Raw genomic sequence first — 25,514 nt, 5'->3', positions numbered from 1 at the left:
TATGAAGCCATTGCTCGTTGCCGCCCTGCTGGGCAGCGCCTTCCTCGGCATGGACGCCCAGGCCGCCGGTGATCCCACCGCCGGAGAGGGCAAGGTCGCCGCCTGCGCCGCCTGTCACGGCACCGATGGCAAGGCCACCGCGCCCATCTATCCGAATCTTGCCGGCCAGAACGCCGACTACCTGGTGAGCGCCCTCAAGGCCTACCGGGCCGGCGAGCGCGGTGGCGGCATGTCCGCGATGATGACCCCCCAGGCCCAGGCGCTGTCCGACGAGGATATCGCCGATATCGCCGCCTACTACGCCAGCCTCACGCCCTGATCCCCGGCCGGCCTTCGGGCCGGCCCAATCCTGAAGGGCGGCATGCCCGCCCTTACCATGCTCTTTTCTCCGGGTACCGCCATGTCGATACGCCACAGGATCGCAGCTCGATGGCTCGTGCTGTTACTCGCTCTTGGCCTGTTGCTGCTCTCCTCATCGCTGCACGCCCTCGAGTTGGCGCAGGTTCGCGAGGGGTTCCCGGAGAGTGATCGGCTCGAGGCCGCCGAGTCCCAGTGGCCGGTGAGCGAAGTGCATGCCGGCGATGAACTCATCGGCTATGCCTTCGAGAGCGTCGACGTGGCGCCGATTCCCGCCTACTCGGGCAAGCCGGTCAACCTGCTGGTGGGCATCGACCTCGAGGGGCGTATCGTCCAGGCCGACGTCATCAGCCACGAGGAGCCCATCATGCTGGTGGGCATCCCCGAGTCGAAGCTCGAGGGCTTCGCCGACGACCACGTGCCCGCCCACGTCAACGACCGCCTCAAGATCGGTGAAGAGCTGGACGCCATCTCCGGCGCCACCGTCACCGTCATCGTCGTCAGCGACACCATCACCCGGGCCGCGCGGAAGGTCGCCGCGGAGCAGGGGTTGATCGCCGACCCCTCTGCCGCCCCGGCAGCAACGGTCCGGGAAGACGTCTTCGAGCCCGCCGACTGGGCGACGCTCACCGGCGACGGCACCATCCGGCGCCTGCGTCTGACCCATGGCGAGGTCGACGCCGCCTTCGCCGGCAGCCCCGCCGAGGACTACCTGCACACCCCGCAGCCGGCCGACCGGACCTTCATCGAACTCTTCACCACCTATCTGAACCCGCCCACTGCGGGCCGCAACCTGCTAGGAGAGACCGAGTACGACCAGCTGATGGCCGAGCTGGATGCAGGCGAGCACGCCATCGCGGTCATGGGCCGTGGCGACTACTCCTTCAAGGGCTCGGGCTACGTGCGCGGCGGCATCTTCGATCGCATCGAGCTCTCCCAGGGCAACACCAGGGTCAGCTTTCACGACCGCGACCATATCCGCCTGGGCAGGCTGGACATCGAGGGGGCACCGCGCCTCGACGAGCGCGACATCTTCATCGTCCGCGATGAGGCCGCCTTCGATCCCGGTCGGCCCTGGCAGCTGGAGCTGCTGGTGCGCCGCGCCTCCGGCCCCCTGGACACCGAGTTCCGCCGCTTCAGCGCCGACTATAGCGTCCCCGAGGCCTACATCGAACGCCCCGAGCCGCCGGTGGAGGAGCCGATCTGGGTACAGGTGTGGCGCGACAAGGCGTTCCAGATCGCCGTGCTGGCCGCCGGCCTCATCGTGCTGACGGTCATCATGCTGTTCCAGGACGTGCTGGCGCGCCATCCGCGGATCCTGCGCCCGCTGCGCCTGGGCTTCCTGGTCTACACCCTGGTGTTCATCGGCTGGTACTCCCTGGCCCAGCTCTCGGTGGTCAACATCCTGACGTTCACCAATTCGCTGATCAGCGGCTTCAGCTGGGGTTCGTTCCTGATCGACCCGATGATGTTCATCCTCTGGTCCTTCGTGGCGGTCAGCCTGCTGCTGTGGGGCCGCGGCGTCTTCTGCGGCTGGCTGTGCCCCTTCGGGGCCCTGCAGGACCTGGTCAACAAGGCCGCCCGCAAGCTGGGCGTGAAGCAGATCGAGGTGCCCTTCGGGCTCCACGAGCGCCTCTGGGCGGTGAAGTACATCCTCCTGCTGGGACTGTTCGCGGTCTCGTTGCACTCGCTCGGTACCGCCGAGCGCTACGCCGAGGTGGAGCCCTTCAAGACCGCCATCACCCTGCGCTTCCAGCGCGAGTGGGGCTTTTTGCTCTACGCCCTGGCGCTGGTGGCGATCTCGGCCTTCAACCACAAGTTCTACTGCCGCTACGTCTGCCCGCTGGGGGCCGGCCTGGCCATCCCCGCTCGCCTGCGACTGTTCGACTGGTTGAAGCGGCACCGCAACGACTGCGGCAGCCCGTGCCAGATCTGCGCCAACGAATGCGAAGTGGCCGCCATCCACCCCGACGGCCACATCAATGCCAACGAGTGTCACTACTGTCTCGATTGCCAGATCACCTACCACGACGACCAGCGCTGCCCGCCGGTGATCAAGCGCCGCAAGCGCTATGAGAAGGCGGCACGCCTGGCCGCGGGCAAGGGCGGCGTCGAGACCCATGACCCCGGCACCGCCGGAGACCGCAAACTGCAGCGAATCCCGACTCTTCAGGAGGAGTGAACCATGGTAGACAAGAAGAAAGAGATCGAAAGCCTCGGCCGCCGCCACTTCCTGCGCAATAGCGCGGTGACCGGCGTCGCCGGCGCCGGGCTCGCCGGCGGCTTCGGTGCCAGCGCGCTGATGAGCAGCCGCGAGGCGCACGCCGCCGAGAACGGCATCGAGATCGCCCCCGGCGAACTCGACGAGTACTACGGCTTCTGGAGCGGCGGCCATCAGGGGGAGGTTCGGGTACTGGGCATCCCCTCCATGCGCGAGCTGATGCGCATCCCGGTCTTCAACGTCGATAGCGCCACCGGCTGGGGCATCACCAACGAGTCGAAGCGCATCCTCGGCGACTCGTCACGCTTCCTCAACGGCGACTGCCACCATCCGCACATCTCCATGACCGATGGCAGCTACGACGGCAAGTACCTGTTCATCAACGACAAGGCCAACACTCGCGTGGCCCGCATCCGTCTCGACATCATGAAGACGGACAGGATCACCTCCATTCCCAACGTGCAGGCTATCCACGGCCTGCGCCTGCAGAAGGTGCCGCACACCAAGTACGTCTTCGCCAACGCCGAGCTGCCGATCCCGCAGATCAACGACGGCCGCGACCTGGAGAGTCCCGACAACTACTTCACCATGTTCAACGCCATCGATGCCGAGAGCATGGACGTGGCCTGGCAGGTAATCGTCGATGGCAACCTCGACAACACCGATGCCGACTACACCGGCCGCTTCGTGGCCTCGACCTGCTACAACTCCGAGAAGGGCATGACGCTGGCCGATACCATGCGCGCCGAGCGCGACTGGGTGGTGGTATTCGACGTCGAGGCCATCGAGGCCGCCGTAGCCGCCGGCGAGTTCGAGACCCTGGGCGACAGCGAGGTGCCGGTGCTCGACGGCCGCAAGGGCTCCAAGCTGACCCGCTACATTCCCGTGCCCAAGAATCCCCACGGCCTCAACACCTCGCCGGACGGCAAGTACTTCATCGCCAACGGCAAGCTCTCGCCGACCTGCTCGATCATCGCCATCGACAAGCTACCCGAGCTGTTCGATGATGCCATCGAGCCCCGCGACGCCGTGGTCGGTGAACCGGAGCTGGGTCTGGGGCCACTGCACACCACCTACGACGGTCGCGGCAACGCCTATACCACGCTGTTCATCGACAGCCAGGTGGCCAAGTGGAACATCGAGGACGCCATCCGCGCCTATAACGGCGAGGACGTGAACTATCTGCGCCAGAAGCTCGACGTCCACTATCAGCCGGGGCACAACCATGCCAGCCTCACCGAGTCCAAGGACGCCGACGGCAAATGGCTGGTGGTGCTCTCCAAGTTCTCCAAGGACCGCTTCCTGCCGGTGGGTCCGCTGCACCCGGAGAACGATCAGCTGATCGACATCTCCGGCGAGGAGATGAAGCTGGTCCACGATGGCCCCACCTTCGCCGAGCCCCACGACTGCATCCTGCTGCGCGCCGATCAGCTCAACCCGAGCCGGACCTGGACGCGTGACGATCCGTTCTTCGCCGAGACGCGTGCCATGGCCGAGGCGGACGGGGTCACCCTCGAGAGCGATAACAAGGTGATCCGCGACGGCAACCGGGTGCGGGTCTACATGACCTCGGTCGCCCCGCAGTTCGGCCTGACCGAGTTCAAGGTCAAGCAGGGCGACGAGGTGACGGTGGTGGTCACCAACCTCGACCAGGTGGAGGACCTGACCCACGGTTTCGTGATGGTCAACCACGGCGCCTCCATGGAGATTGGCCCGCAGCAGACCTCCAGCGTCACCTTTACCGCCGACAAGCCCGGGGTGTACTGGTACTACTGCTCCTGGTTCTGCCATGCCATGCACATGGAGATGACCGGCCGCATGCTGGTCGAGAAGGCCTGATCGCTATCGAACCCCGATAGCTGGCCAAGGGAGGGTAAGCCGTTAGCCTCATGGAGTGAGAGGCACCGGGGGCAAACCAAAGAGGAGGTCCTACGCCATGGAAGGCGTCGGTAGCGTACAGGGAAGTATTCACAGCGCCTCCTCGACGGTTTGCCCTCGGAACAGCCTCGAGCGATGACGGCCAAGCGTATTGCCCTCGGACTTTCCCGCTTGTTCGCGGAGAGACGCATGACACGACGACTGCCTCGCGTCGTCCCCCGACTCTTTCTCGTCGCCTGGCTGCTCGCGTGGCTGCCGGGCAACCTGCTGGCCGCCGACTGGACGGCCCGCCCCGGCGAGCCGCTGCAGCCGCTGGTCGACCAGGCCAGCGACGGCGACCGCCTGATGCTGCCCGAAGGCCGCTACCCTGGACCCGTGATCATCGACCGTACGCTGACCCTCTCGGGCGAGCCGGGCGCGGCGATCGACGGCGGCGGCGAGGGGCATGCCGTGACTCTCGCCGCCCCGGACATCGTGCTGGAGGGCCTCACCATCGAGAACTGGGGCGCCAACCTGACCGACATGGACGCCGGCATCTTCGTCGAGGAGAGCGCCGCCGGTAGCGTGATACGCGACTCGCGCCTCACGGGCCCCGGCTTCGGCATCTGGCTCGACGCCGTGAGCGACGTCCAGGTCCTCGACAACGTGATCCGGGGCGACGCCGCGCTGCGCTCCCAGGATCGCGGCAACGGCATCCACCTGTTCAACGTCGTGAATGTCCGGGTGGAGGGCAACGACATCCACGGCACCCGCGACGGCATCTACATCGATACCAGCCGCGACAGCCTGCTGCGCGACAATCACATGGAAGACCTGCGCTACGGCGTGCACTACATGTACGCCCACGACAACCGGCTGGTGGACAACGTCACCCGGGACACCCGCACCGGCTATGCCCTGATGCAGTCCAAGCGGCTGACGGTGATCGGCAACCGCTCGGATAACGACCGCCACTACGGCATCCTGATGAACAACATCACGCACTCCACCCTGCGCGACAACCGCGTCACCGGCATCCAGCAGCGCCGGGACGCCCAGGGCCAGGGGCTGGTCAGCGGCGGCGAGGGCAAGGCGCTGTTCGTCTACAACGCCCAATACAACCGCTTCGAGGGCAACCGCTTCGCCGACAGCGACATCGGCATCCATCTCACCGCCGGCTCCGAGGACAATGCCGTGGTGGGCAACGCCTTCGTCGACAACCATCAGCAGGTGATGTACGTGGCCACCCGCCCCCAGGAGTGGTCCGAGGCGGGCCGGGGCAACTACTGGAGCAACTACCTGGGCTGGGATCTCGCCGGCGACGGTATCGGCGACACTCCCTTCGAGCCCAACGATGCCATGGACCGCCTGCTGTGGCGCTACCCGGTCGCTCAGCTGCTGATGCACAGCCCCGCGGTCCTCGCCCTGCGCTGGATACAGCGCCAGTTCCCGGTGTTCCGCCCCCAGGGGGTCAAGGACAGCGCCCCCCTGATGACGGAACCCGACATGAATGCACGCAACCCGGGAGACGCCGACGCATGACCGCGATGATCGATTTTCAGGGCGTGACCAAGCGCCATGGCGACCTGCTGCGCCTCGACGCCCTCGACCTCTCGGTCAACGAGGGCGAGGTCCTGGCCCTGCTGGGCCATAACGGGGCCGGCAAGACCACCATCATGCACCTGATCCTCGGGCTGCTCTCGCCCAGTGCCGGGCGAGTCTCGGTGCTCGGTGGCGCCCCCGACGGCTCCCATGCCGAGACCCTGCGCCGACGGCTGGGCTACCTGCCTGAAAACGTCAGCTTCTATGAGCAACTCAGCGGCCGCGAGGTACTCGACTACTTCGCCCGCCTCAAGCGCGTCGATCGCCGTCAGGTCGACGCACTGCTCGAGCGAGTCGGCCTCGGCCCCGCCGCCCGCCGGCGCGTGAAGACCTACTCGAAGGGCATGCGCCAGCGCCTGGGACTGGCCCAGGCACTGCTCGGCGAGCCGCGCCTGCTGCTGCTGGACGAACCCACCACCGGCCTCGACCCCGCCGCCACCCGCGACTTCTACGACACGGTACGCGAGCTGCGAGAGCGGGGCTGCACGGTGCTGCTCTCATCCCACATGCTCCCCGGGGTGGAACCCTATATCGATCGTGCCCTGATCCTGGGCGCAGGACGACGCCTGGCGCTGGGCGACATGGAGTCCCTGCGCCGGCAGGCGTCACTGCCGCTGACCATCCGCGCCTGGGGGCCCATGCGCGACGACGACTGGCGGCATGGCTGGGAGGATCCGCGTATCGAGGCCAGGCCCGTCAACGGGCACGAAGTGACGCTCTCGGTGCCCGCCGACGCCAAGCTCGCCGTGCTGCGCCGCCTGACGGCCCTGCCTGGCGTGAAGGATATCGAGCTGCTGCCACCGACCCTGGAACACCTCTACACTCACTTCTCCGCGGCGCCTCCTGCCCCGCGGGGGGCCGCCTCGGGAGACGCGCGATGACTGCCATCCTGACCATCGCCGACAAGGAGTTCCGCGACGGCATGCGCAACCGCTGGGTGCTGGCCATCGCCCTGGTGCTGGCCCTGCTGGCCGTGGGCATCGCCTGGTTCGGGGCCGCGGCCAGCGGCGGGCTGGGCTTCACCTCGCTGGCCACGACCCTGGTCAGCCTGGCCACCCTGGCGGTGTTTCTGATCCCGCTGATCGCCCTGCTGCTGGCCTTTGACGCCGTGGTGGGCGAGCAGGAGGCCGGCACCCTGCTGCTGCTGCTCACCTACCCCATCAGTCGCACCTCGCTGCTGCTCGGCAAGTTCCTGGGACACGGCCTGATCCTCGGCGCCGCAACGATCCTCGGCTTCGGTATCGCCGGGGCGGTGATCGCGCTGGCCGCCGAGGGCGTGGCCCTCGCGGAGCTCGCCGCCGGCATGGGCCTGCTGATCGCCAGCAGCGTGCTGCTGGGCTGGGTCTTCATCGCCTTCGCCTACCTGATCAGCGTCTGTGTCACCGAGAAGGCCCGGGCCGCCGGCCTCGCCCTGGTGGTGTGGTTTCTCTTCGTGCTGGTCTTCGACCTGGGGCTGCTGGCCCTGCTGGTCAGCGTCGAGCAAGGCGGCGACTGGTTGCCCTGGCTGCTGCTGCTCAACCCCACCGAATGCTTCCGCCTGATCAACCTGGCCGGCTTCGAGGCGGCCCACAGCTACATCGGCCTGACCGCCATCGCCGAGGGCGGCGCCTTCCAGCCCGCCGTGCTGGTACCGATCCTGATGGCCTGGATCCTCGTCCCCCTGGGCCTGGCCCTGCTGCGCTTCCGCCACCGTTCGGCCTGAGGCCACTCCCACTCCTCCGGAGTCTTGCCATGCCCCGTTTATTTATCCTGCTGACGCTGCTCCTCGTGCTGCTCACCGGCTGCAACGAGTCCGATCCCGAGACCCTCGCCGCGCCGGTGCCCATCGAGGACGGCGATAGCTGTCACGTCTGCGGCATGCTGATCCAGAACTTTCCGGGCCCCAAGGGCGAGACCTTCCTGAAGGGGCAGGACACGCCGAGCAAGTTCTGCTCCACCCTGGAGCTCTTCACCTTCCTCAAGCAGCCCGAGAACGAGACCCGCCTCTCCCACGCCTATGTCCACGATATCGGCAAGACGACCTGGGAGCAGCCCGCGGACGAGGCCTTCGTGTCGGCCAGCGACGCCTGGTACGTGGTCGGCCATGACCGCCGCGGCGCCATGGGACACACCCTGGCCTCCTTCGCCGAACGCCCCGATGCCGAGACCTTCCGCGCTGATCATGGCGGCCGACTGGTGGCCTATGAGGAGATCGATCTCGATCTGCTGGGGCGTCTGGGGCGCGGCGAACTGGGCGACGCCATGGACGAGATGGACGCGCACGCCGCCCACTGAGCGAGGGGTAGCCGTCGACGGTGGAGCGCAAGACAGCCCCGCCGGGGCGTGCTAGCCTCGGGCGCGTCCCGGTCCGAGGAAGCCCATGTCATGCCCCGCCGTTCGCGTCTCGCCCCGTTCCTGCCGCTGTTCTCGACGCTGTTCTTGTCGGCAGGCCTGCTGCTGGCCGGCCCCGCCGCGGCCACGAACTACAATACCAGCGACGCCCGGGCCCACGGCGGCTGGCACTCCCTGGCCCTGTCGCTCGGCGAGGCGCGCCACTTCCGCGCCCTCGACCAGCACAGCTACAGCGATTCGCTCTTCAGCGTCAACGCCAGCGCCGGGGCCTGCGACCTGCCCTGGCTGGAGCTTCGCGTGGAGCTCGACGCCTACCAGCCCGAGAGCGCCACGGTGAACCGCGTGCCCGCCGACCTGCGCGTCGATTACGAGACCATCCACAGTGGCCATGCCGCCTTCGTCACCGAACGCGGCGACCGCGGCTTCTACGTGCGCATCGCGCTGCCCGAGCTGGACCTGCTGCTCGACGAGATGGCCGACGGCGAGCTGCTGCGCCTGCGCCTGATGCGCGGCGAGGACGATCCCTGGTTCATGGCCTTCGACCTAACGGGGGCCGGCGAGGCGATCGCGCGCATGCAGCGCCTCTGCGGCCAGGCCGTCCGCTGACCGGGCAGGGAGGCGGCCCCCGCTCGGGGCGCCGATCGGCGACACGATGGATATGACGAACTGAGGAGTGCGAGGTGGCCAAGCTGCTGTTTCACCTGGGCAACGTGCCCGATGAGGAGGCCGAGGAGGTGCGTCGGCTGCTCGACGAGCACGCCATCGCGACCTATGAGACCCGCGCCGGCTTCTGGGGACTCGGCGTGGCGGCCATATGGCTACGCGACGAGAACCAGCGGGAGCAGGCCCGGTCGCTGATCGACACCTACCAGCAGACACTCGGCGAGCGCATGCGAGACGAGCAGGCGCGCCTCGCCGCCCAAGGCGAGGCGCCGACCCTGTGGCGGCGCCTCAAGCGTCGGCCGTTGCGCACGCTGCTGCTGGCCCTGCTGGCCGCCGCGGTGCTCGCCGTATCGCTGCTGCCCTTTCTCTGGCTGCTCGACTGAGCAACGAGAACGCCCCCGCAGGCCAGGCCTGCGGGGGCGTCGTATCGAACGGCGTGGATCGTCACATCTGCCCTGGCCGCTGGATCACTGGCGGATGAGGTAGTCGAAGGCACCCAGGGCGGCCTTCGAGCCCTCGCCCATGGCGATGACGATCTGCTTGTAGGGCACGGTGGTCACGTCGCCGGCGGCGAAGATGCCGGGGATCGAGGTCATGCCGTGGTTATCGACCACGATCTCGCCACGCTCGGAGAGCTCGATGGGCGACTCCTGCAGCCACTCGGTGTTGGGCACCAGGCCGATCTGCACGAAGACGCCCTCCAGATCGACCCGGCGCAGCTCGCCGGTGGCGCGCTCCTCATAGGTCAGGCCGTCGACGCGCTTGCCATCGCCGTTCACCTCGGTGGTGCGGGCGCCGAGGATGATCTCGACGTTGGGCAGGCTGCGCAGCTTCTTCTGCAGCACCGCGTCGGCGCGCATCTCGTCCATGAACTCGAGCAGCGTCACGTGGCCGACGATGCCGGCCAGGTCGATGGCCGCCTCGACGCCGGAGTTGCCGCCGCCGATCACCGCCACGCGCTTGCCCTTGAACAGCGGGCCGTCGCAGTGGGGGCAGTAGGCCACGCCCTTGTTGCGGTACTCGGCCTCGCCGGGCACGCCCATCTCGCGCCAGCGGGCGCCGGTGGCCAGCACCAGGGTCCTGGCCTTGAGGCGAGCGCCGGACTCGAATGCCACCTCATGCTCGCCCCCCGGCTGGGTGGCCGGCACCAGCGACACCGCCTGCTGCAGGTTCATGATGTCGACCTCGTACTCCTTGACGTGCTCCTCCAGCGCCGCGGCCAGCTTCGGGCCCTCGGTGCGGGGCACGGAGATGAGGTTCTCGATGCCCAGGGTGTCGAGCACCTGGCCGCCGAAGCGCTCCGCGGCCACGCCGGTACGGATGCCCTTGCGCGCGGCGTAGACGGCCGCCGCAGCGCCGGCGGGTCCGCCGCCGATCATCAGGGTGTCGAAGGTGGCCTTGTCGTTGAGCTTGGCGGCCTCGCGCTCGGCGGCGCCGGTGTCCACCTTGGCGAGTATCTGCTCCAGGCTCATGCGGCCCTGATCGAAGGACTCGCCGTTGAGGTAGACGCTCGGTACCGACATGATCTCGCGCGCCTTCACCTCGTCCTGAAACAGCGCGCCGTCGATGGCGACGTGATGGACGTTGGGATTGAGGATCGCCATCAGGTTCAGGGCCTGGACCACGTCCGGGCAGTTCTGGCAGGAGAGCGAGAAGTAGGTCTCGAAGCGCATCTCGCCGTCGAGGCCCTTGATCTGCTCGATCACCTCCTCGGCGGCCTTGGGCGGATGACCGCCGATCTGCAGCAGCGCCAGCACCAGCGAGGTGAACTCGTGGCCCATGGGGATGCCGGCGAAGACCACGCCGCTCTCCTCGCCGGGACGGTTCAGGGCGAAGGAGGGCGTACGGGGGTCCTGGCCATCGAGCTTCAGGGTGATCTTGTCGGTCAGCCCGACGATATCGGTCAGCAGGCCATGCAGTTCCCTGGACTTGTCGCCGTCATCGAGGGACGCGACGATCTCGAACGGCTGAGTGACCTTCTGCAGATAGGCGTTGAGCTGACTTTTCAGATTGTCGTCCAACATGACAGCGGCATTCCTTCATGTTCGGGGTTCAAGACGGAGGCATGGGGGGACCGTGGCGTCCCGCGCGGGGCACCTCGGTTGGCTCGAGCTTCCGTCATCAGGACCCGGGCAGGGGACGCCCGGGTGGGGACAGGCGAGGCCGTGAGGGGCCTCGCCGGCAGGGGCAGATCGCTTAGATCTTGCCGACCAGGTCCAGGGAGGGAGAGAGGGTCGCTTCGCCTTCTTCCCACTTGGCCGGGCAGACTTCGTTCGGGTTGGCGCGCACGTACTGGGCGGCCTTGACCTTGCGCAGCAGCTCTTCGGCGTTACGGCCGATGTTGCCGGCGTTCAGCTCGATGATCTGGATCTTGCCGTCCGGGTCGACCACGAAGGTGCCGCGCTCGGCGATACCGGCATCCTCGATCAGCACCTCGAAGTTGCGCGAGATGGCGTGAGTCGGGTCGGCGATCATCGGGTAGGTCAGCTTGTTGATGGTCTCGGAGCTGTCGTGCCACGCCTTGTGGGTGAAGTGGGTGTCGGTGGAGACGCTGTAGATCTCGACGCCCAGCTTCTTGAACTCGGCGTAGTTGTCGGCCAGGTCACCCAGCTCGGTCGGGCAGACGAAGGTGAAGTCGGCCGGGTAGAAGAAGAAGACGCTCCACTGGCCCTTGAGGCTCTCGTCGGAGACGTCGACAAACTCGCCGTTGTGGTAGGCGGTGGCGTTAAACGGCTTGACTTCGGTGTTCAGCAGGGACATTCGGTGATGCTCCTTTCGACTTTCGTGGAATGATTGGCTTCGATACGAGACGCATGGTATCCCGCATCTCTTGATAGCGTAAATTGAATGGTGCCATGGATCTGATAATTCAACCCTATGACCCATGCTGGCGGGCCTCAGCCGATGCTTACCGCCTCGCCCCGGCGGTCGAAGGCCAGGAACGACGCGACGTTGCCCATCTTCAGCGACTCCACCATGCGGTTGAGGTGCTGTTCGGCCTCTGCCTCGGCGTTGTGGCCGGCCAGGGCGGCCACGAAGACGATGTCCCACTCGGCGCCGGTCTCGCGAGACTCCGCGACCAGCGTCGCCATGTCGGAGAGCGCCTCGGGCGCCTTGTCGACGCAGACCACCGGGGTCAGCACACCGCCCTCGCCCTGGGCGAAGCGGCGCCGCTGCTCCTCGCTGGGGTCGTCGGGCAGTTCGGCGCGGGTGAAGACGAACAGCAGGCGCTGGGGCTCGGACTGGGCACGCGCCTCGTCCAGCAAATCGGCAAAGCAAGAAATGGCCACGGGGCTTCCTCGAGATGACATGACGGGTATGGGGCTGACAGGTACAGGGCAGCGTAACGGGCCGGCTCCGCTTCGGAAAGGGGGATACGCGGCCCATGCGGCGACCCAGGTCATGTTCCGGAGTGCCAGAGAGAGTATTCCCGCCGCTGGCCCGTCAGCTGCGCCATGCCATCAGCGGCGTTCCTCCATCAGCCCTCCTGCCTCTCCAAGATGCGGATGATCTCCGGCACCGTCAGGCCCTGATCGTCGATCCCCCTGTACAGTGCCTCGACCGCCTCGGCGAGCCGGCGAGAGGCTCCCAGTTCGTCGGTCATGGCATGGTAGTAGCCCAGATCCTTGGTGGCGTTGGCCACGCTGAAGCGGAACCCGGACGGGTCCGCGGATTCGACGAAGGGACGCAGGCGCTCGAAGACCACCCCGCCGCCGCCGCCACGGCCCACGACCTCCAGGAAGGCCGTGTCGTCGATACCCGCTCGGCGCGATGCCGCCGCCGCCTCGGCGAGCACCGCCGAGAAGCCCAGCGACACGAAGTTGTGCAGCAGCTTGAGGGTATGGCCCGCACTCACCTCACCGGCATGGGTGATGTTCTCGGCGAAGCTCTCGAGCAACGGGCGAAGCTCGACGTACAGCGCCGCCGGGGCCCCGACGATCAGGTTGAGCCGGCCCGCCTCGGCTTCCTTCGGCGTGCGGGTCATGGCCGCGTCCATGAAGCGCCCCCCCGCCTCTTCGACCCGCCGGGCGACCTTGGCCGTCGAGCTGGGCAGGGCGGTGGAGCAGTCGATCACCACCGTGCCGGGCGCAAGCCCCTCCAGCACGCCGTCGGCCTCGAACAGGACCGCTTCGACCTGGGGGGAGCCGGTCACGCAGAGCATGACCACGTCGGCGGCCTCCGCCACCTCGCGCCCCGTGGTCCGCGCGGTGGCGCCGGCGGCCAGCAGGTCGTCCACCGGCTGGTTGCCCGGATGGTCGAGGAAACACAGCCGATGGCCGGCCTGTAGGAGGTTGCGCGCGATGCCGTGGCCCATCAGGCCGACACCGACCAGCCCGACCCGCATCGTCTGGGTCATTGTCGTCTCCTTTGGTGGCTGAGTTGGGGACGCCACATTGTCATCCATGGCGGATGGCCAGAGTCTTCAGCCGAGTGTAGCTCCTGAGCCCCTCGAAGCCCTTCTCGCGGCCGTGGCCGGAGCGCCCCACGCCACCGAAGGGCAGCTCGATGCCGCCGGCAGCGCCGTAGTTGTTGACGAACACCTGGCCGCTGCGAATGCCCTTGGCGAGGCGCAGCTGTCGACCTCCGTCGCGAGTCCAGATACCGGTACAGAGGCCGAAGTCCGTGGCATTGGCCAGGGCCAGGGCCTCGGCTTCGTCCTCGAAGCACTGCACCGTCAACACCGGCCCGAACAGCTCCTCCCTCACCACCTCGTGGCCGGCCGGGATGTCGGTCAGGATCTGCGGCACCACGAAGTGTCCCCCGGCGGGCGCACTCTCGGCCAGCCGCCCCTGGGCCAGCACCCGGATACCGTCGGCCCGGGCGGCCTCGAGCCTGGCCTCCAGGCCCGTCTTCTGCCGGGCACTGATCAGCGATCCACAGTCGGCATCCGCCTCGCCGGCATCGCAGCGCAGTGCCGAAAAGCGCTCGACGAGGCGCGCCAGCAGGGGCTCGGCGACCTCACGCTGGACCAGCAGGCGACTTCCCGCCGAGCAGGTCTGGCCGGCATTCTGGATGATGCCCCGCACCACCGATTCGAGCGCCAGGTCCAGGTCGGCATCGGCGAAGACGACCTGTGGCGACTTGCCCCCCAGTTCCAGGGTGACCGGCACGTGATGCACGGCCGCGGCCTGGGTCACCAGGGTGCCGGTCTCGGGGGAGCCGGTGAACGACAGGTGGTCTATCCGAGGATGCGCCGCCAGGGCAGCGCCCGCCTCGCGGCCCAGGCCCGGGACGACGTTGAGCACCCCGGCGGGCAGGTCCGCCTGCACCGCCAGCTCGGCCAGGCGCAGCACGCTCAGGCAGGCCTCCTCCGCCGGCTTGAGCACCACGGTGTTACCTGCCGCCAGGGCGGCGGCGACACAGCGGCCGAAGATCTGGGCGGGGTAGTTCCAGGGAATGATCTGGGCGCAGACCCCGAAGGGCTCGCGCCAGGTCATCACCGCGAAGTCGTTCTCGAAAGGAAGCGTCTCGCCGTGCAGCTTGTCGGCGGCGCCGCCATAGAAGCGGAAGTAGCGAGCGCAGGCGGTGATGTCGCCACGGGCCTGGGTCAGAGGCTTGCCGGTATCGATACACTCCAGGGCGGCGAGGCGCTCGTGATCCGCCTCGATGGTCGCGGCGAAGTCCAGCAACCACTCGCTGCGTCGGCGCGCGCTCCAGTCCGACCAGTTACCCAGACGACCGGCAAAGGCGTCACCGGCCGCCTTGACGGCCTCGTCGATCTCCTCGGCCTGGCCGCGGGCGATGCGCGTGATGGTCTCCCCCCGCGCGGGTGCCTCGACCGCCAGGGTCTCGCCGGTGGCAACCCATTCTCCGCCGATCAGGGCCTCGCGGCGCGGCATGTCAGTTAAAGCAGGCATGGGGTGGACTCCGTATCGTTGTTGTCGTCAATAGAGCAGATCGACCAGCCCCAGCGAGATCCAGGGCAGGTAGGTGATGGCGATCAGGCAGGCCAGCACCACCAGCACGAAGCGCATCAGCCAGGGCAGCAACTGGTCGACCGACAGCCGGGCCACCGCACAGGCCGCGAAGAGGTTGACGCCGAGCGGGGGCGTGAACATGCCCAGCGCCAGGTTCACCACGACAATCAGGCCGAAGTGCACCGGGTCGATGCCGTACTGGATGGCGATGGGCGTGAAGATCGGCGCCAGTACCAGGATCGCCGCGGAGGTCTCGATGAACATGCCGACTACCAGCAGCATGACGTTGACCGCCAACAGGAAGGCGATGGGGCTGTCGAACACCTGGGTCACCCAGCCCGCGATCTCGCCCGGCAGTCCCGAGCGACTGATCAGGAAGCTGAACAGTGCCGCCGCAGCGATGATCAGCATCACCGCCGCCGTCGAGATCACGCTCTCCTTGAAGATCGGGAACAGCTCCGCCAGGGGCAGCTCGCGGTAGACCAGCCCGCCGACGATCAGGGCATAGACCACCGCCACGGCAGAGGCCTCGGTGGGGGTGAAGACACCGCCATAGATGCCGCCGATCACCACCACCGGCATCAGCAGCGCGGCCCAGGCCCGCTTGAAGGCGGTCGGAAAGTCGTGGCGATCCTCGCGGTCACGCAGCCCGTAGCCGCGGACCTTGCAGAACAGGTACAAGAACAGCAGCAGCGCGCCACCGATCAGCAGCCCCGGGCCGATGCCGGCGATGAACAGCTTGCCGATCGAGGTGTCGGTGCTCACCCCGTAGAGGATCAGCGGGATGGAGGGCGGGATCAGCACCCCCAGCTCCGCCGAGGAGGCCTGGATGGAGGCCGCCAGCGGTCGCGGATAGTCGTGTTTGACCATGGCGGGGATCAGGATGGAGCCGATGGCGAAGGTCGTCGCCACACTCGAGCCGGAGACCGCAGCGAACATCATGCAGGTCAGCACGCAGGTCATGGCCAGCCCCCCCTGGAGGCCGCCGACGAGGGCCTTGGCGAGGTCCACCAGGCGGCGGGAGATGCCCCCCGCCGCCATCAGGTTCCCCGCCAGGATGAAAAACGGAATCGCCATGAGGGGGAAGTTGTCGATACCCACGAACATCTGCTGGGGCACCAGCAGCAGCGGCAGCGGCGTAAAGAACTCGATGCCGATGATCGAGGCCAGCACGATCGAGACGGCAATGGGCACCCCCAGGCTGAACAGGATGATCAGCGAGAGGCCGATGGCGGCATTCATGGGCGTTCACTCCTGTCGTTGGGCTTGCCGGGGGCGACGGCATCCTGGGTGGGGCCGCCGGTCACCGGCATCGCGCCCTCGCCGGCCACCGCCGGCACTTCTTCCACGACCGGGCCGATGGTCTCCTGGCCGGCGGCCTGGGCGAGCAGGCGGGCCACCACCGCGATCAGCGCGAAGGAGGCGCCCACCGGCATGGCGGCATAGGCCCAAGAGATCGAGACCTCGAGCCCCGACAGCATCTGGGTCTGGACGCGCAGCATCATGGCGGTGCCGAAAGTGATCAGCACGAACAGCACCAATGCGCAGCAGGAGGCGATGAGTCCTTCCAGCCATATCAGGCGACGGCCCGGTACCAGCTTGTAGATGACCTCCACGGACATCATGAAGCCGCCCCGGAAGCCCGCCGCGGCGCCGAGAAAGACACACCAGATCATGGCCGACCGGGCGATGACCTCGGATCAGGTCGAGGGGGCATCGAAGACGAATCGCGTCATCACCTGGTAGAAGCCCAGGGTGACCGACACGATCAGCATGAGAACGGCGCCGAGCAGGGCCAGACGCGTGGTCTGTCGCTCGACGCTGAGAAAGAGTTGCAGCATCGTGGCCACCATCAATCAATCAGGACCCCGGCACCCGAAGTAGGGATACCGGGGCGTCGGTTCAGCGGATCAGCAGTCGCTGGCCCGCACACGGTCGAGCATCTCGCTACCGTACTGGTCGGTATAGATCTGGTAGGCGGGCTTGACGGCTTCCTGGAACGGCGCCTTGTCGATCTCCGTTTCCACGGTCATGCCCTTCTCGCGCAGTAGCTCCACGCCCTCACTCTCGAGGCGCGACACTTCCTCGCGGGTGGCGTCGGCCGACGCCTGAGCGGCCTGCTCGAACCAGCCGCGCTCCTCCTCGGAGAGCCCGTCGAGCAGGATCGGCGAGCCTAGCACCACGGCGGGCGAGTAGACGTGCCCGGTCAGCGAGAGGTGGTCCTGCACTTCCCAGAACTTGGTGGCGACGATCACCGTGATGGGGTTCTCCTGGCCGTCCACGGTGCCCTGCTGCAGGGCGGTGAACACCTCGGGGAAGGCCATCGGCGTGGGATGTACCCCCATCTGCTCGAAGGCCTCCATGTGCACCTTGTTCTCCATGGTGCGGACCTTGAGGCCCTCGGCATCCCCCGGGGAGGTGACCGGCCGCTTGCTGTTGGTCATGTGGCGGAAGCCGTTCTCGGACCAGGCCAGGCCCACCAGATCATGCTCGCTCATCTGGTCGAGCAGGTCCTGGCCGACCTCACCGTCGAGCACGCAGCGCGCCTGGTCGTAGTCCTTGAACAGGAACGGCAGGTCGAGCACATAGGTCCCCGGCACGAAGTTGCCCAGCGGACCGGTGGAGGTGATCACCACGTCCACGGTGCCGATCTGCAGGCCCTCGATCATGGCGCGTTCGCCGCCGAGGGCGCCCGAGGGATGCTCCGCGACCTCGAACTCGCCGTCGCTGAGGCGCTCCAGGGTCTCCTTGAAGGCATCGGCCCCGACCGAGTAGTGGGAGCTGTCGGAGAGGGTGTGGCCCAGGTTGATGGTCTGTGCCGCCTGGGCGCTGAGCGACCCCATGGCGAGTGCGGCGGCGGTGGCACCGGTGATGGCCGTGACCAGGGTGCGGCGTGCGAAAGTGGCTGTCATTGTTGTTACCTCATATGGCATTGACACGCTTGGGAAGGACCCCAGGACGCGTGGCCCCGGGATCAGGCACGTTCGTCGAGAAAGGCCTCGACGATCTCGCGGAAATTCTTGTCGCCGTGGAAGCCCAGCCGGCGGGCGCGCTCGTTGGTGAAGCGCGCCGGCCAGCTGCCGACGATGGCCGCGATGCGCGCATCGGGCTCGTGGCGGACCCGGGCCAGCGCCTCCTCGCCGGCCACCTCGTGCAGCGCCTCGAGCATCTCGGCGACGCTGACGGTGATACCCGGCAGCATGAAGGCCCTGAAGGGCCCCAGGGCCTCACCCGGCACCTCGGCGCCGTGGATCAGGGCCTCGACCACCCTGGCCGGCGACATCACGAACAGGTCCAGGTCGGTGGGCACCGGGCAGATAGCCTCCTCGCCGTTGAGTGGCTCGCGCAGGATGCTGGAAGCGAAGCTCGACGCCGCGGCATTGGGGCGCCCGGGACGAATGACGATGGTCGGCAGGCGCAGCACCAGCCCATCGACGAGCCCGCGACGGCTGTAGTCGTTGACCAGCAGCTCGCTCATGGCCTTCTGGGCGCCATAGGAGTTCTGGGGGTGCAGCGCGGTCATGTCGTCGAGCACCTCGGGCAGGTCGCCGCCATAGGCCGCCACGGAACTGGCCATGACCAGGCGGGTAGCGGACAGCCCCTGGGCGCGACAGCCCTCGAGCAGGGCCCGGGTGGCATCGAAGTTGACGCGCATGCCCAGGTCGAGGTCCGCCTCGGCCGCCGAGCTGACCACCGCGGCCAGGTGGTAGATGACGTCGGGCCGGGCGTCCAGCACCGGGTCCAGGGCCCCCGGGCTGCTGATGTCCAGCGCCAGGCAGCGGATCTCGACGCCCTCCCGCTCGATGGCGGGCGGCTCGGCCTGGTCGATCAGGGTCAGGCGGCGGATCGCGGTGCCATCGAGCGCGCCGCGATCGAGGAGCTGGTGCACGAGGCGCTGGCCGAGAAAGCCGGCGGCGCCGGTGATCGCTATATGCATGGGGTCTCGCTTCCTGAGGTTGTCGTTGTCGTGTCGGTCCCGCCGGTCAGGGCTGGAGCCCGTAGTCGCGCCCCCAGCCCAGGCCGTCGCGGGTGTCGGCGGCCGGTCGGTACTCGCAGCCGACCCAGCCGCGATAGTCCAGGGCCGCGAGGCGCTCGAGCACCGCCGGATAATGGACCTCGCCGATGTCCGGCTCGTGGCGCTCCGGCACCCCGGCGATCTGCACGTGACCGATGTGCGGCAGCAGCCGCTCGAGATGGCGGATCAGGTCGCCTTCCATGATCTGGCAGTGGTAGAGGTCGAACTGCAGCCGCAGGTTGTCGGCGCCCACGGCCTCGAGGACCGCCACGGCCTGGTCCTGCCGCGAGAGGAAGTAGCCGGGCATGTCACGGGTATTGATCGGCTCGATCAGCAGGTCTCGTCCGGCCTTGGCCGCCTCCCCGGCGGCGTAGCGCAGGTTCGCCAGGTAGGTGGCGTGATGGGCCTCACGGACCTCGGAATCGGCGTCCTTCGGGAGTAGCCCGGCCATGGCGTGCACGCGCGGGCAATCCAGGTGCGCGGCATAGCGCAGCCCCTCGATCACGGCATCGCGGAACTCCGCCTCACGGCCCGGCAGGCTGGCCAGGCCGCGCTCCCCCGCTTCCCAGTCACCGGGCGGCAGGTTGAACAGCACCTGCTCGACGCCGTTCTCATTCAGTGCTGTGCGCAGCGCCTCGGGGGAATGGGCATAGGGGAACAGGTACTCGACCCCCGTGAAGCCGGCATCGGCGGCCGCCGCGAAGCGGTCGAGGAAGGCATGCTCCTGAAACAGCATGCTGAGGTTCGCGGCCAGTCGGATCATGATCGGTCCTCGCTGTGGGGGTCAGTCGCGCGGGAAGCGCGCTTCGAGTTCGGCCACCTGCTCGGGGCTCAGGCCACGGGGATTCTGGCCACGCAGCAGCAGGTACAGCCTCGCGGTCTCTTCCAACTCTTCGGTGGCATAGACCGCGGCCTCCAGCGACTTGCCGGCCACCACCGGGCCGTGGTTGGCCAGCAGCACCGCGCTATGACGGCCGGCCAGTCCGCGCACGGCATCGCCCAGGCCCGGGTCGCCGGGGATGTGGTAGGGCACCAGCGGCAGACGGCCCACCCGCATCACGTAGTAGGCAGTCAGCGGCGGGATGCAGTCGCAGGGATCCACGTCGGGCAGGCAAGAGACGGCCACCGAATGGGCGGAGTGGAGGTGGACGATGGCGCCGGACTGAGGGCGCTCCTGGTACATCGCCGTATGCAGGAAGTGCTCCTTGGTCGGCTTGTCGCCGTCGAGCAGCCGGCCGTCACGGTCGAGGCGCGAGATGCGCGCCGGATCGAGACGTCCCAGGCAGGCGTTGGTAGGCGTCATCAGCCAGCCGCCATCCTCCAGGCGCACGCTGATGTTGCCGCTGGAGCCCATGGTCAGGCCTCGGTCGAACAGGGACTGGCCGAGGGTGGCGATCTGGTCACGCAGGGCATTGATGGCAGGGGCGCTCATGGCAGCACCTCGAAGGCACGGGTGAAGAAATCGGGACCGCCGAAGTTGCCCGATTTGAGAGCCAGGGACAGGGGTGCCCTGTCGCCCTCCAGCGGGACCTGGGTCCATGGCACGCCGGGATCGATCTGCTCACCAATGCGTAGCGTGCGGATGCCGAGCGCCGACACCACCGCACCGGAGGTCTCGCCACCGGCCACCACCAAGCGCCCCACGCCCTCCACCACGAGCTGGCGGGCCAGGTTCCCCAGCGCCGCCTCGACCAGTTGGCCGGCTCGTTCGGTGCCGAGGACCGCCTGAGCGGCCTTGACTCGGTCGGGGTCGGCCGAGGCATAGACCAGCACCGGTCCGCCGTCGGCCAGCCGTTCGCGGGCGAAATCCAGGGCCGCCTGCAGGTGCGACGGGCCCTCGTCGAGGGACAGCGGGTCGAGGGCGAAGCCGGAATGATGCGCGAGGAAGTGGTCGACCTGCCCAAGCGTCGCCCGTGAACAGCTCCCGGAGAGCACCAGTGCACTGCCACCGGAGGGAGACAGCCGCCCCGCTTCGGTCACCTCGGCCAGCCAGCCTCGACGCCGGTACTGCTCGGGCAACACCTGGCCGAGACCCGACCCACCGGTCACCAGCGGCATGTCGACCACGGCCTCGGCGATCACCTCGAGGTCCCGCTCATCGAGGGTGTCACAGATCACGTGGCACACCTCCTCGGCGCTCAGCGCGTCCAGGTGCCGACGGGTCGCCTCGGGGCCTTGGGCCAGCACCTGCCGGGGGGCGAGTCCGACCTTCCGGGAGGACTGGCGCGACAGCACACGGACGAGGTCGGCATCGCGCATAGGGTTGAGCGGGTGGTGCTGCATGCCGCTGTCGTTGAGCAGCCGGTCGCCGACGAAGAGGTGCCCCTGGTAGACGGTGCGACCGTTGATCGGAAATGCCGGAACCATGACGGTCTGCTCCGCGCCGAGACGATCGAGCAGGGCATCGCTGACCGGCCCGATGTTGCCCGCGTCGGTGGAGTCGAAGGTCGAGCAGTACTTGAAGAAGCACTGGCGGGCCCCCTGTGCCTGCAACCAGTCAAGGGCGGCGAGGGACTCGCTGACCGCCTGAGACGCGGGACAGGAGCGGGATTTCAGCGCCACGACCACGGCGTCCACATCCTCCAGTGTCAGCGGCGCCTCCGGTACGCCGATGACCTGAACGCAACGCATGCCGCTGCGCACCAGGTTGTTGGCCAGGTCAGTGGCTCCGGTGAAGTCGTCGGCGATGGCGCCCAGCACGACCCCCATGCTCACACCTCACCGCCGTCGTTGGCCGCCTCGGGAAGGGTAATGCCCGACAGCCGTTCGTAGACCTTGATCACCGCCGAATCATCCTCGCGACCGAAGCCGGCTCCCTTGGCGGCGGTGAACTGCTGCAGGGCGCTGGCTGCCACCGGGGTCGGCATGGCCAGTTCGCGACCGGTGTCGTGGACGATGTTGAGGTCCTTGACGAAGATATCGACGGCGGAGAGCGGCGTGTAGTCGCCCTTGAGAATGTGCGGCACCCGGTTCTCGAACATCCAGGAGTTGCCCGCCGAATGGGTGATCACCTCGTAGACGGTCTCCGGGTCTAGTCCCAGACGGATACCCAGGGCCAGGGCCTCAGCGGCGGTGGCGATATGTACCCCGGCCAGCAGCTGGTTGACGAGCTTCATGCTCGAGCCGATGCCGACCTCCTCGCCCAGGCGATAGACGGTGGCCGCCATTCCGTCGAGGGCCGGCGAAGCCTTGTCGAACGCGGCCGAAGTGCCGGACGCCATCACCGACAGCTGACCAGCGCGCGCCTTGGCCGCCCCGCCGCTGATCGGCGCGTCGATCATCGCGAGCCCGGCCTCGGCGAGCCGTTCGCCGAGCCGGCGGGCGATGCTGGGAGCTACGGTGGCGCACTGCAGCACTACGCTGCCGGGGGCAAGGTGGCCCACGAGGCCCTGGTCACCGAACAGCACCTGCTCGACCTGATCGGCATTGACGACCACCAGGAGCACGATCTCGCAGTGCCTCGCCAGCTCCGCAGGAGTGGCGGCGCACTGACCGCCCGCGTCTTCGAAGGCACGGCATGCCGAAGGGGATACGTCACAGCCCGTCACCGTCATGCCCTGCTCGAGCAGCGCGGTGGCCGTTCCCATGCCCATGGCCCCCAGGCCGATGACCCCGATGCGAGGCGTGCTTGCGGAAATGTCGCTCACCTTGTCGATCTCCCGATAGTCCCGAAATTCTTTGTGGTAGCGCTACCATGTTAGCGCTAACATAGTTCTAGACGAGTGACTTCCCAGCAGCAAGCCCAGCGTGCAAGGACGAGACCAATGTCTAACCATGAACCCTCACGAACGCGGCGCAGGCGTGGCTCGGCCCACCCTACCCTGAAGGATGTCGCCGAAGCGGCCGGGGTATCCTCCATCACCGCATCCCGGGCATTGAACACGCCCGAACGGGTCAACGAGGAGACACGCAAGCGGGTCCTCCAGGCGGTCGACCGGGTGGGCTATGTGCCCAACCTCATCGCAGGCAGCCTGGCCTCGGCCAGCTCGCGCTTCATCGCGGTCATCGTCCCCTCCCTGGCCAATACTGTCTTCATCGAGGTGATCAAAGGCCTTCAGGACACCTTCGAGTCCCGGGGCTACCAGATCCTGCTCGGCAATACCGACTACGATCTGCAGCGTGAACAGCAGCTGGTTCGGACGTTCCTCGGCTGGTCCTGCTCGGCGCTGGTCACCGCCGGGCTGCGCCACAGCGAGGGCTGCCGCACCCTGCTGAGCAACTGGGACAAGCCAATCATGGAAGTGATGGAGCTGGGGAAAGCCCAGGACCTCAATGTTGGACTCGACCATGAGGAGGCCGGTCGCTGCATGGCACGCCATCTGCTGGAGCGGGGCTATCGCTCTATCGTCTACGTGGGTGCTTGCATGGACCGGGACTACCGTGCCGGCATGCGATTCGCGGGGCATTGCCAGGTGCTGGAGGGAGCCGGCCTGGAGGCTCCCCTGATCGAGCTCGACCAGCTGGGCAGCCTGGCGGCGGGGGCGGCCGGGCTCGACCGAGTCCGGGAAGCCTTTCCTAGCGCCCGGGCCATTCATTTCGCCAACGACGATCTGGCGACCGGTGCCCTGCTCCATGCGCAGCGTCTTGGCCTGCGGGTTCCCGTGGATATGGCCATCGCGGGCTTCAACGGCCTGCCGCTCGGCCAGCACGTCACCCCGCGCCTCACCACCATCCAGTCACCCCGCGAGACCATGGGGCGCCTGGCCGCCGAAGAGATACTTCGGCGCCTGGACGGCAAGCGGGTCACCCGCCGCCAGCAGGACGTGGGCTTCCAGCTTCTGGGCGGCCAGAGCACCTGAGGCCCCGGCGCCAGATCCTCATGAGAAATTGGACACCGAGGTCGATGCCGCCTCCGCGCGACCCAGGCGGCAGGCGGCGTACTTGAACTCCGGGATCTTGCCATCAGAGCCAGGGCCGGGCGATCTTCTGGAGGATCCACCCGTCGGGCCGGGCCCACCCATCGCCTCCGGGCGGTGGCCGGGCTCGACCTCGCGGCAGCGAACAGGCATGGTTGTGCCCTAGTATCGGGCGTCTCGCCGCGACGCAGGAGGCCACCTCCCGCGCTGACGAGACCCGAGTGCCGCGATCCCCATGAGCGTTCATGGCCCCCGAGGCCAAGGAGGAAACACCGATGTCGAACCGTCTGACCAGACGCCTGTGCATGACCGCCCTGCTGTCGCTGCTGGCCTTTGTGCCCGCGGCCTTCGCCCAGCAGGCGACGCCGGGCGCCGGCGGGGCCAATGTCCAGACCGAGCAGTTCCGCGACTGGCAGGTGCTCTGCCCGCCCGAGGGGCAGCAGGGTCCCTGCACCATGAGCCAGCTGGTCACCAACCCGAACAGCAACGATCCGCTGATGCGGGTGATCCTGGGCTATCCGCCGGAGCTCGAGGGGCGGCCGGCGATGACCTTCCTGCTGCCGCTGGGCGTGCGCCTCGCCGCGGGCCTGCAGCTGAGCGTGGGCGGCGGCGAGCCGGCCCAGTTCCCCTACCAGGTCTGCCTGCAGCAGGGCTGCCGCGCCGACCTGCCGGTGCCACCGTCGCTGCTCAGCGACCTGCGCGGCGGCAGCAGCGCGACCCTGAGCCTGGTCGGCCCGCGCGGCAACCGCATGAACCTGGATATCTCGCTGATGGGCTTCACCGACGCCAGCGCGCGCATCGAACCCTGAACGCCTGCACGGATGACCACCCCGAGACGAAACGCCCCGGCCAAATGGCCGGGGCGTTTCGTTGGAGCCGCCTCCGGGGAGCGTGGCGAGCCCCGCCTTGCGCCGTCTGGCCAGGCTTACCAGAAGCCTATGTGATCCTGCAGGATGGCGGTGCCGATACCGATCAGCACGATGCCGCCGAGCAGCTCCGCGCGCTTGCCGATCACCCCCCCGAGGCGACGCCCCAGCATCACGCCCAGGGTCGCCATCAGAGTGGTGACCAGGCCGATGGCCAGGGCGATGACCAGGATGTTGGCCTCCATGAAGGCCAGCCCGATCCCCACGGTCAGCGCATCGATGCTGGTGGTGACGGCCGTGGCGACCAGCAGCCAGCCGCCATGACGGCGCGGCGGGTCATCCGCCTGCGCTCCCGGCTCGGCTGAGGAGAGGCCGGCGAGGATCATGCGCCCGCCCAGCAGCAGCAGCAGGGCGAAGACCACCCAGTGATCCCAGGCCTCGATATGGCGGGAGGCCCCGTAGCCCAGCCCCCAGCCGATCAGCGGCGTCACGCCCTCGATTACCCCGAAGATCAGCCCCGTGCGCAGCGCCTCGCGGAAGCGGGGATGATGCAGCACAGCCCCCTTGCCGATGGCGGCGGCGAAGGCATCGGTGGACATGGAGAAGGCCAGCAAGGTAGTGGAAAGCAGCGTCATCCTGAAGCGTATCCGGGCCGGGCGGTCACCACGACGGCACGACGCGCCCGGCCTGGGGCACCGCACCGTCGATGGTCTCGCCAACCTAGAGGTACACCTGCCACGGCATCTGGCCGACTGTGTTGGCAGACATGCTCACGAGGGCCGTGAGCCGGCTACTCCCCAACGAGGGGCATGAAGACCGGCGGGGCGT

26 protein-coding genes are annotated in these 25,514 nt (G+C 67.9%); 11 read left to right on the top strand and 15 right to left on the bottom strand.

The genetic code is table 11. The features are described from left to right. The first annotated feature begins 1 nt into the window (after window position 1). The 9 genes from FEI13_RS05310 to FEI13_RS05270 all read left to right on the top strand — a co-directional run bounded on the left by FEI13_RS05310 (window position 2) and on the right by FEI13_RS05270 (window position 9,414). Window positions 2–319 carry a c-type cytochrome gene (locus tag FEI13_RS05310; RefSeq protein WP_138180095.1) on the top strand — a complete coding sequence of 106 codons (318 nt, stop codon included), beginning with the start codon at window positions 2–4 and terminating at the stop codon, window positions 317–319. A gap of 117 nt (window positions 320–436) precedes the next feature. Then, window positions 437–2,539, top strand: a complete 2,103-nt coding sequence (gene nosR / locus FEI13_RS05305) for a transcriptional regulator NosR (RefSeq protein ID WP_240036439.1) — start codon at window positions 437–439, stop codon at window positions 2,537–2,539. Between the two features lie 3 nt (window positions 2,540–2,542). Continuing rightward, window positions 2,543–4,417, top strand: coding sequence for a TAT-dependent nitrous-oxide reductase (gene nosZ, locus FEI13_RS05300; RefSeq protein WP_138180091.1), 1,875 nt, complete (start codon window positions 2,543–2,545; stop codon window positions 4,415–4,417). A gap of 228 nt (window positions 4,418–4,645) precedes the next feature. Beyond that, on the top strand, window positions 4,646–5,977 hold the full coding sequence (locus FEI13_RS05295; protein WP_138180089.1) for a nitrous oxide reductase family maturation protein NosD: 1,332 nt from the start codon (window positions 4,646–4,648) through the stop codon (window positions 5,975–5,977). Further along, window positions 5,974–6,918, top strand: a complete 945-nt coding sequence (locus tag FEI13_RS05290; RefSeq protein WP_138180087.1) for an ABC transporter ATP-binding protein — start codon at window positions 5,974–5,976, stop codon at window positions 6,916–6,918. The genes FEI13_RS05295 and FEI13_RS05290 overlap by 4 nt, the downstream gene beginning before the upstream one ends. Further along, window positions 6,915–7,739: an ABC transporter permease gene (locus FEI13_RS05285; RefSeq protein WP_138180085.1), complete on the top strand. Its 825-nt coding sequence runs from the start codon at window positions 6,915–6,917 to the stop codon at window positions 7,737–7,739. Before FEI13_RS05290 ends, FEI13_RS05285 begins: the two co-directional genes overlap by 4 nt. A 29-nt stretch (window positions 7,740–7,768) precedes the next feature. Next, window positions 7,769–8,311 carry a nitrous oxide reductase accessory protein NosL gene (locus tag FEI13_RS05280; RefSeq protein ID WP_138180083.1) on the top strand — a complete coding sequence of 181 codons (543 nt, stop codon included), beginning with the start codon at window positions 7,769–7,771 and terminating at the stop codon, window positions 8,309–8,311. Window positions 8,312–8,401: 90 nt separating this feature from the next. Next, a complete protein-coding gene (locus tag FEI13_RS05275; protein WP_240036438.1) occupies window positions 8,402–8,974 on the top strand; it encodes a hypothetical protein in 573 nt (190 codons plus the stop codon). 74 nt (window positions 8,975–9,048) lie between these two features. After that, window positions 9,049–9,414 (top strand): DUF6164 family protein, encoded by a 366-nt coding sequence (locus FEI13_RS05270; RefSeq protein WP_138180081.1) that lies wholly within the window; start codon window positions 9,049–9,051, stop codon window positions 9,412–9,414. An 84-nt stretch (window positions 9,415–9,498) separates the two neighbouring features. Here FEI13_RS05270 and ahpF read toward each other — a convergent pair whose 3' ends face one another. From ahpF to ltnD, 14 genes are all read right to left on the bottom strand, one after another. Next, window positions 9,499–11,055: an alkyl hydroperoxide reductase subunit F gene (gene ahpF / locus FEI13_RS05265; protein ID WP_138180079.1), complete on the bottom strand. Its 1,557-nt coding sequence runs from the start codon at window positions 11,053–11,055 to the stop codon at window positions 9,499–9,501. A 172-nt stretch (window positions 11,056–11,227) separates the two neighbouring features. Beyond that, window positions 11,228–11,791, bottom strand: coding sequence for an alkyl hydroperoxide reductase subunit C (gene ahpC / locus FEI13_RS05260; RefSeq protein WP_138180077.1), 564 nt, complete (start codon window positions 11,789–11,791; stop codon window positions 11,228–11,230). A gap of 137 nt (window positions 11,792–11,928) precedes the next feature. Then, window positions 11,929–12,321 carry a ribonucleotide reductase subunit alpha gene (locus tag FEI13_RS05255; RefSeq protein ID WP_138180075.1) on the bottom strand — a complete coding sequence of 131 codons (393 nt, stop codon included), beginning with the start codon at window positions 12,319–12,321 and terminating at the stop codon, window positions 11,929–11,931. Between the two features lie 188 nt (window positions 12,322–12,509). Beyond that, entirely contained in the window at window positions 12,510–13,388 is an 879-nt protein-coding gene (locus FEI13_RS05250; RefSeq protein ID WP_138180073.1) for an NAD(P)-dependent oxidoreductase, read from the bottom strand. A 40-nt stretch (window positions 13,389–13,428) separates the two neighbouring features. After that, the gene (locus FEI13_RS05245; protein ID WP_204758357.1) at window positions 13,429–14,889 is read right to left on the bottom strand and encodes an aldehyde dehydrogenase family protein; all 1,461 of its coding nucleotides are present in this window, start codon (window positions 14,887–14,889) and stop codon (window positions 13,429–13,431) included. A gap of 27 nt (window positions 14,890–14,916) precedes the next feature. Next, window positions 14,917–16,191: a TRAP transporter large permease gene (locus FEI13_RS05240; RefSeq protein WP_138180071.1), complete on the bottom strand. Its 1,275-nt coding sequence runs from the start codon at window positions 16,189–16,191 to the stop codon at window positions 14,917–14,919. Continuing rightward, window positions 16,188–16,640: a TRAP transporter small permease gene (locus FEI13_RS05235; RefSeq protein WP_275668716.1), complete on the bottom strand. Its 453-nt coding sequence runs from the start codon at window positions 16,638–16,640 to the stop codon at window positions 16,188–16,190. Before FEI13_RS05235 ends, FEI13_RS05240 begins: the two co-directional genes overlap by 4 nt. A 9-nt stretch (window positions 16,641–16,649) precedes the next feature. Then, window positions 16,650–16,790: a hypothetical protein gene (locus FEI13_RS19410; RefSeq protein ID WP_240036436.1), complete on the bottom strand. Its 141-nt coding sequence runs from the start codon at window positions 16,788–16,790 to the stop codon at window positions 16,650–16,652. A 69-nt stretch (window positions 16,791–16,859) separates the two neighbouring features. Further along, complete coding sequence (locus FEI13_RS05230) at window positions 16,860–17,861, bottom strand: TRAP transporter substrate-binding protein (protein WP_138180070.1); 1,002 nt, start codon at window positions 17,859–17,861, stop codon at window positions 16,860–16,862. A gap of 62 nt (window positions 17,862–17,923) precedes the next feature. Beyond that, window positions 17,924–18,886 carry a D-erythronate dehydrogenase gene (gene denD, locus FEI13_RS05225; RefSeq protein ID WP_138180068.1) on the bottom strand — a complete coding sequence of 321 codons (963 nt, stop codon included), beginning with the start codon at window positions 18,884–18,886 and terminating at the stop codon, window positions 17,924–17,926. A 46-nt stretch (window positions 18,887–18,932) separates the two neighbouring features. Then, a complete protein-coding gene (gene otnI / locus FEI13_RS05220; protein WP_138180066.1) occupies window positions 18,933–19,727 on the bottom strand; it encodes a 2-oxo-tetronate isomerase in 795 nt (264 codons plus the stop codon). A gap of 21 nt (window positions 19,728–19,748) precedes the next feature. Beyond that, entirely contained in the window at window positions 19,749–20,396 is a 648-nt protein-coding gene (otnC, locus tag FEI13_RS05215; protein ID WP_138180064.1) for a 3-oxo-tetronate 4-phosphate decarboxylase, read from the bottom strand. Continuing rightward, complete coding sequence (gene otnK, locus FEI13_RS05210; protein ID WP_138180062.1) at window positions 20,393–21,673, bottom strand: 3-oxo-tetronate kinase; 1,281 nt, start codon at window positions 21,671–21,673, stop codon at window positions 20,393–20,395. Before otnK ends, otnC begins: the two co-directional genes overlap by 4 nt. Before the next feature lie 2 nt (window positions 21,674–21,675). Then, window positions 21,676–22,602, bottom strand: coding sequence for an L-threonate dehydrogenase (gene ltnD, locus FEI13_RS05205; RefSeq protein WP_420841570.1), 927 nt, complete (start codon window positions 22,600–22,602; stop codon window positions 21,676–21,678). A 126-nt stretch (window positions 22,603–22,728) separates the two neighbouring features. On the opposite strand from ltnD, the gene FEI13_RS05200 reads away from it, so the two are divergent. After that, on the top strand, window positions 22,729–23,763 hold the full coding sequence (locus FEI13_RS05200) for a LacI family DNA-binding transcriptional regulator (RefSeq protein WP_138180058.1): 1,035 nt from the start codon (window positions 22,729–22,731) through the stop codon (window positions 23,761–23,763). Between the two features lie 332 nt (window positions 23,764–24,095). After that, the gene (locus tag FEI13_RS05195; RefSeq protein ID WP_138180056.1) at window positions 24,096–24,629 is read left to right on the top strand and encodes an invasion associated locus B family protein; all 534 of its coding nucleotides are present in this window, start codon (window positions 24,096–24,098) and stop codon (window positions 24,627–24,629) included. Window positions 24,630–24,745: 116 nt separating this feature from the next. Here the strand turns inward: FEI13_RS05195 and mntP are convergent, their stop codons facing one another. Continuing rightward, window positions 24,746–25,321 carry a manganese efflux pump MntP gene (gene mntP / locus FEI13_RS05190; protein ID WP_138180054.1) on the bottom strand — a complete coding sequence of 192 codons (576 nt, stop codon included), beginning with the start codon at window positions 25,319–25,321 and terminating at the stop codon, window positions 24,746–24,748. Window positions 25,322–25,514: the final 193 nt, after the last annotated feature.

Origin of the sequence: Halomonas urmiana (assembly GCF_005780185.1) — a bacterium.
Classification (GTDB): domain Bacteria; phylum Pseudomonadota; class Gammaproteobacteria; order Pseudomonadales; family Halomonadaceae; genus Halomonas; species Halomonas urmiana.
The sequence above is the reverse complement of the archived record's forward strand: the minus strand, read 5'-3'. Positions and strand labels throughout refer to the sequence as shown.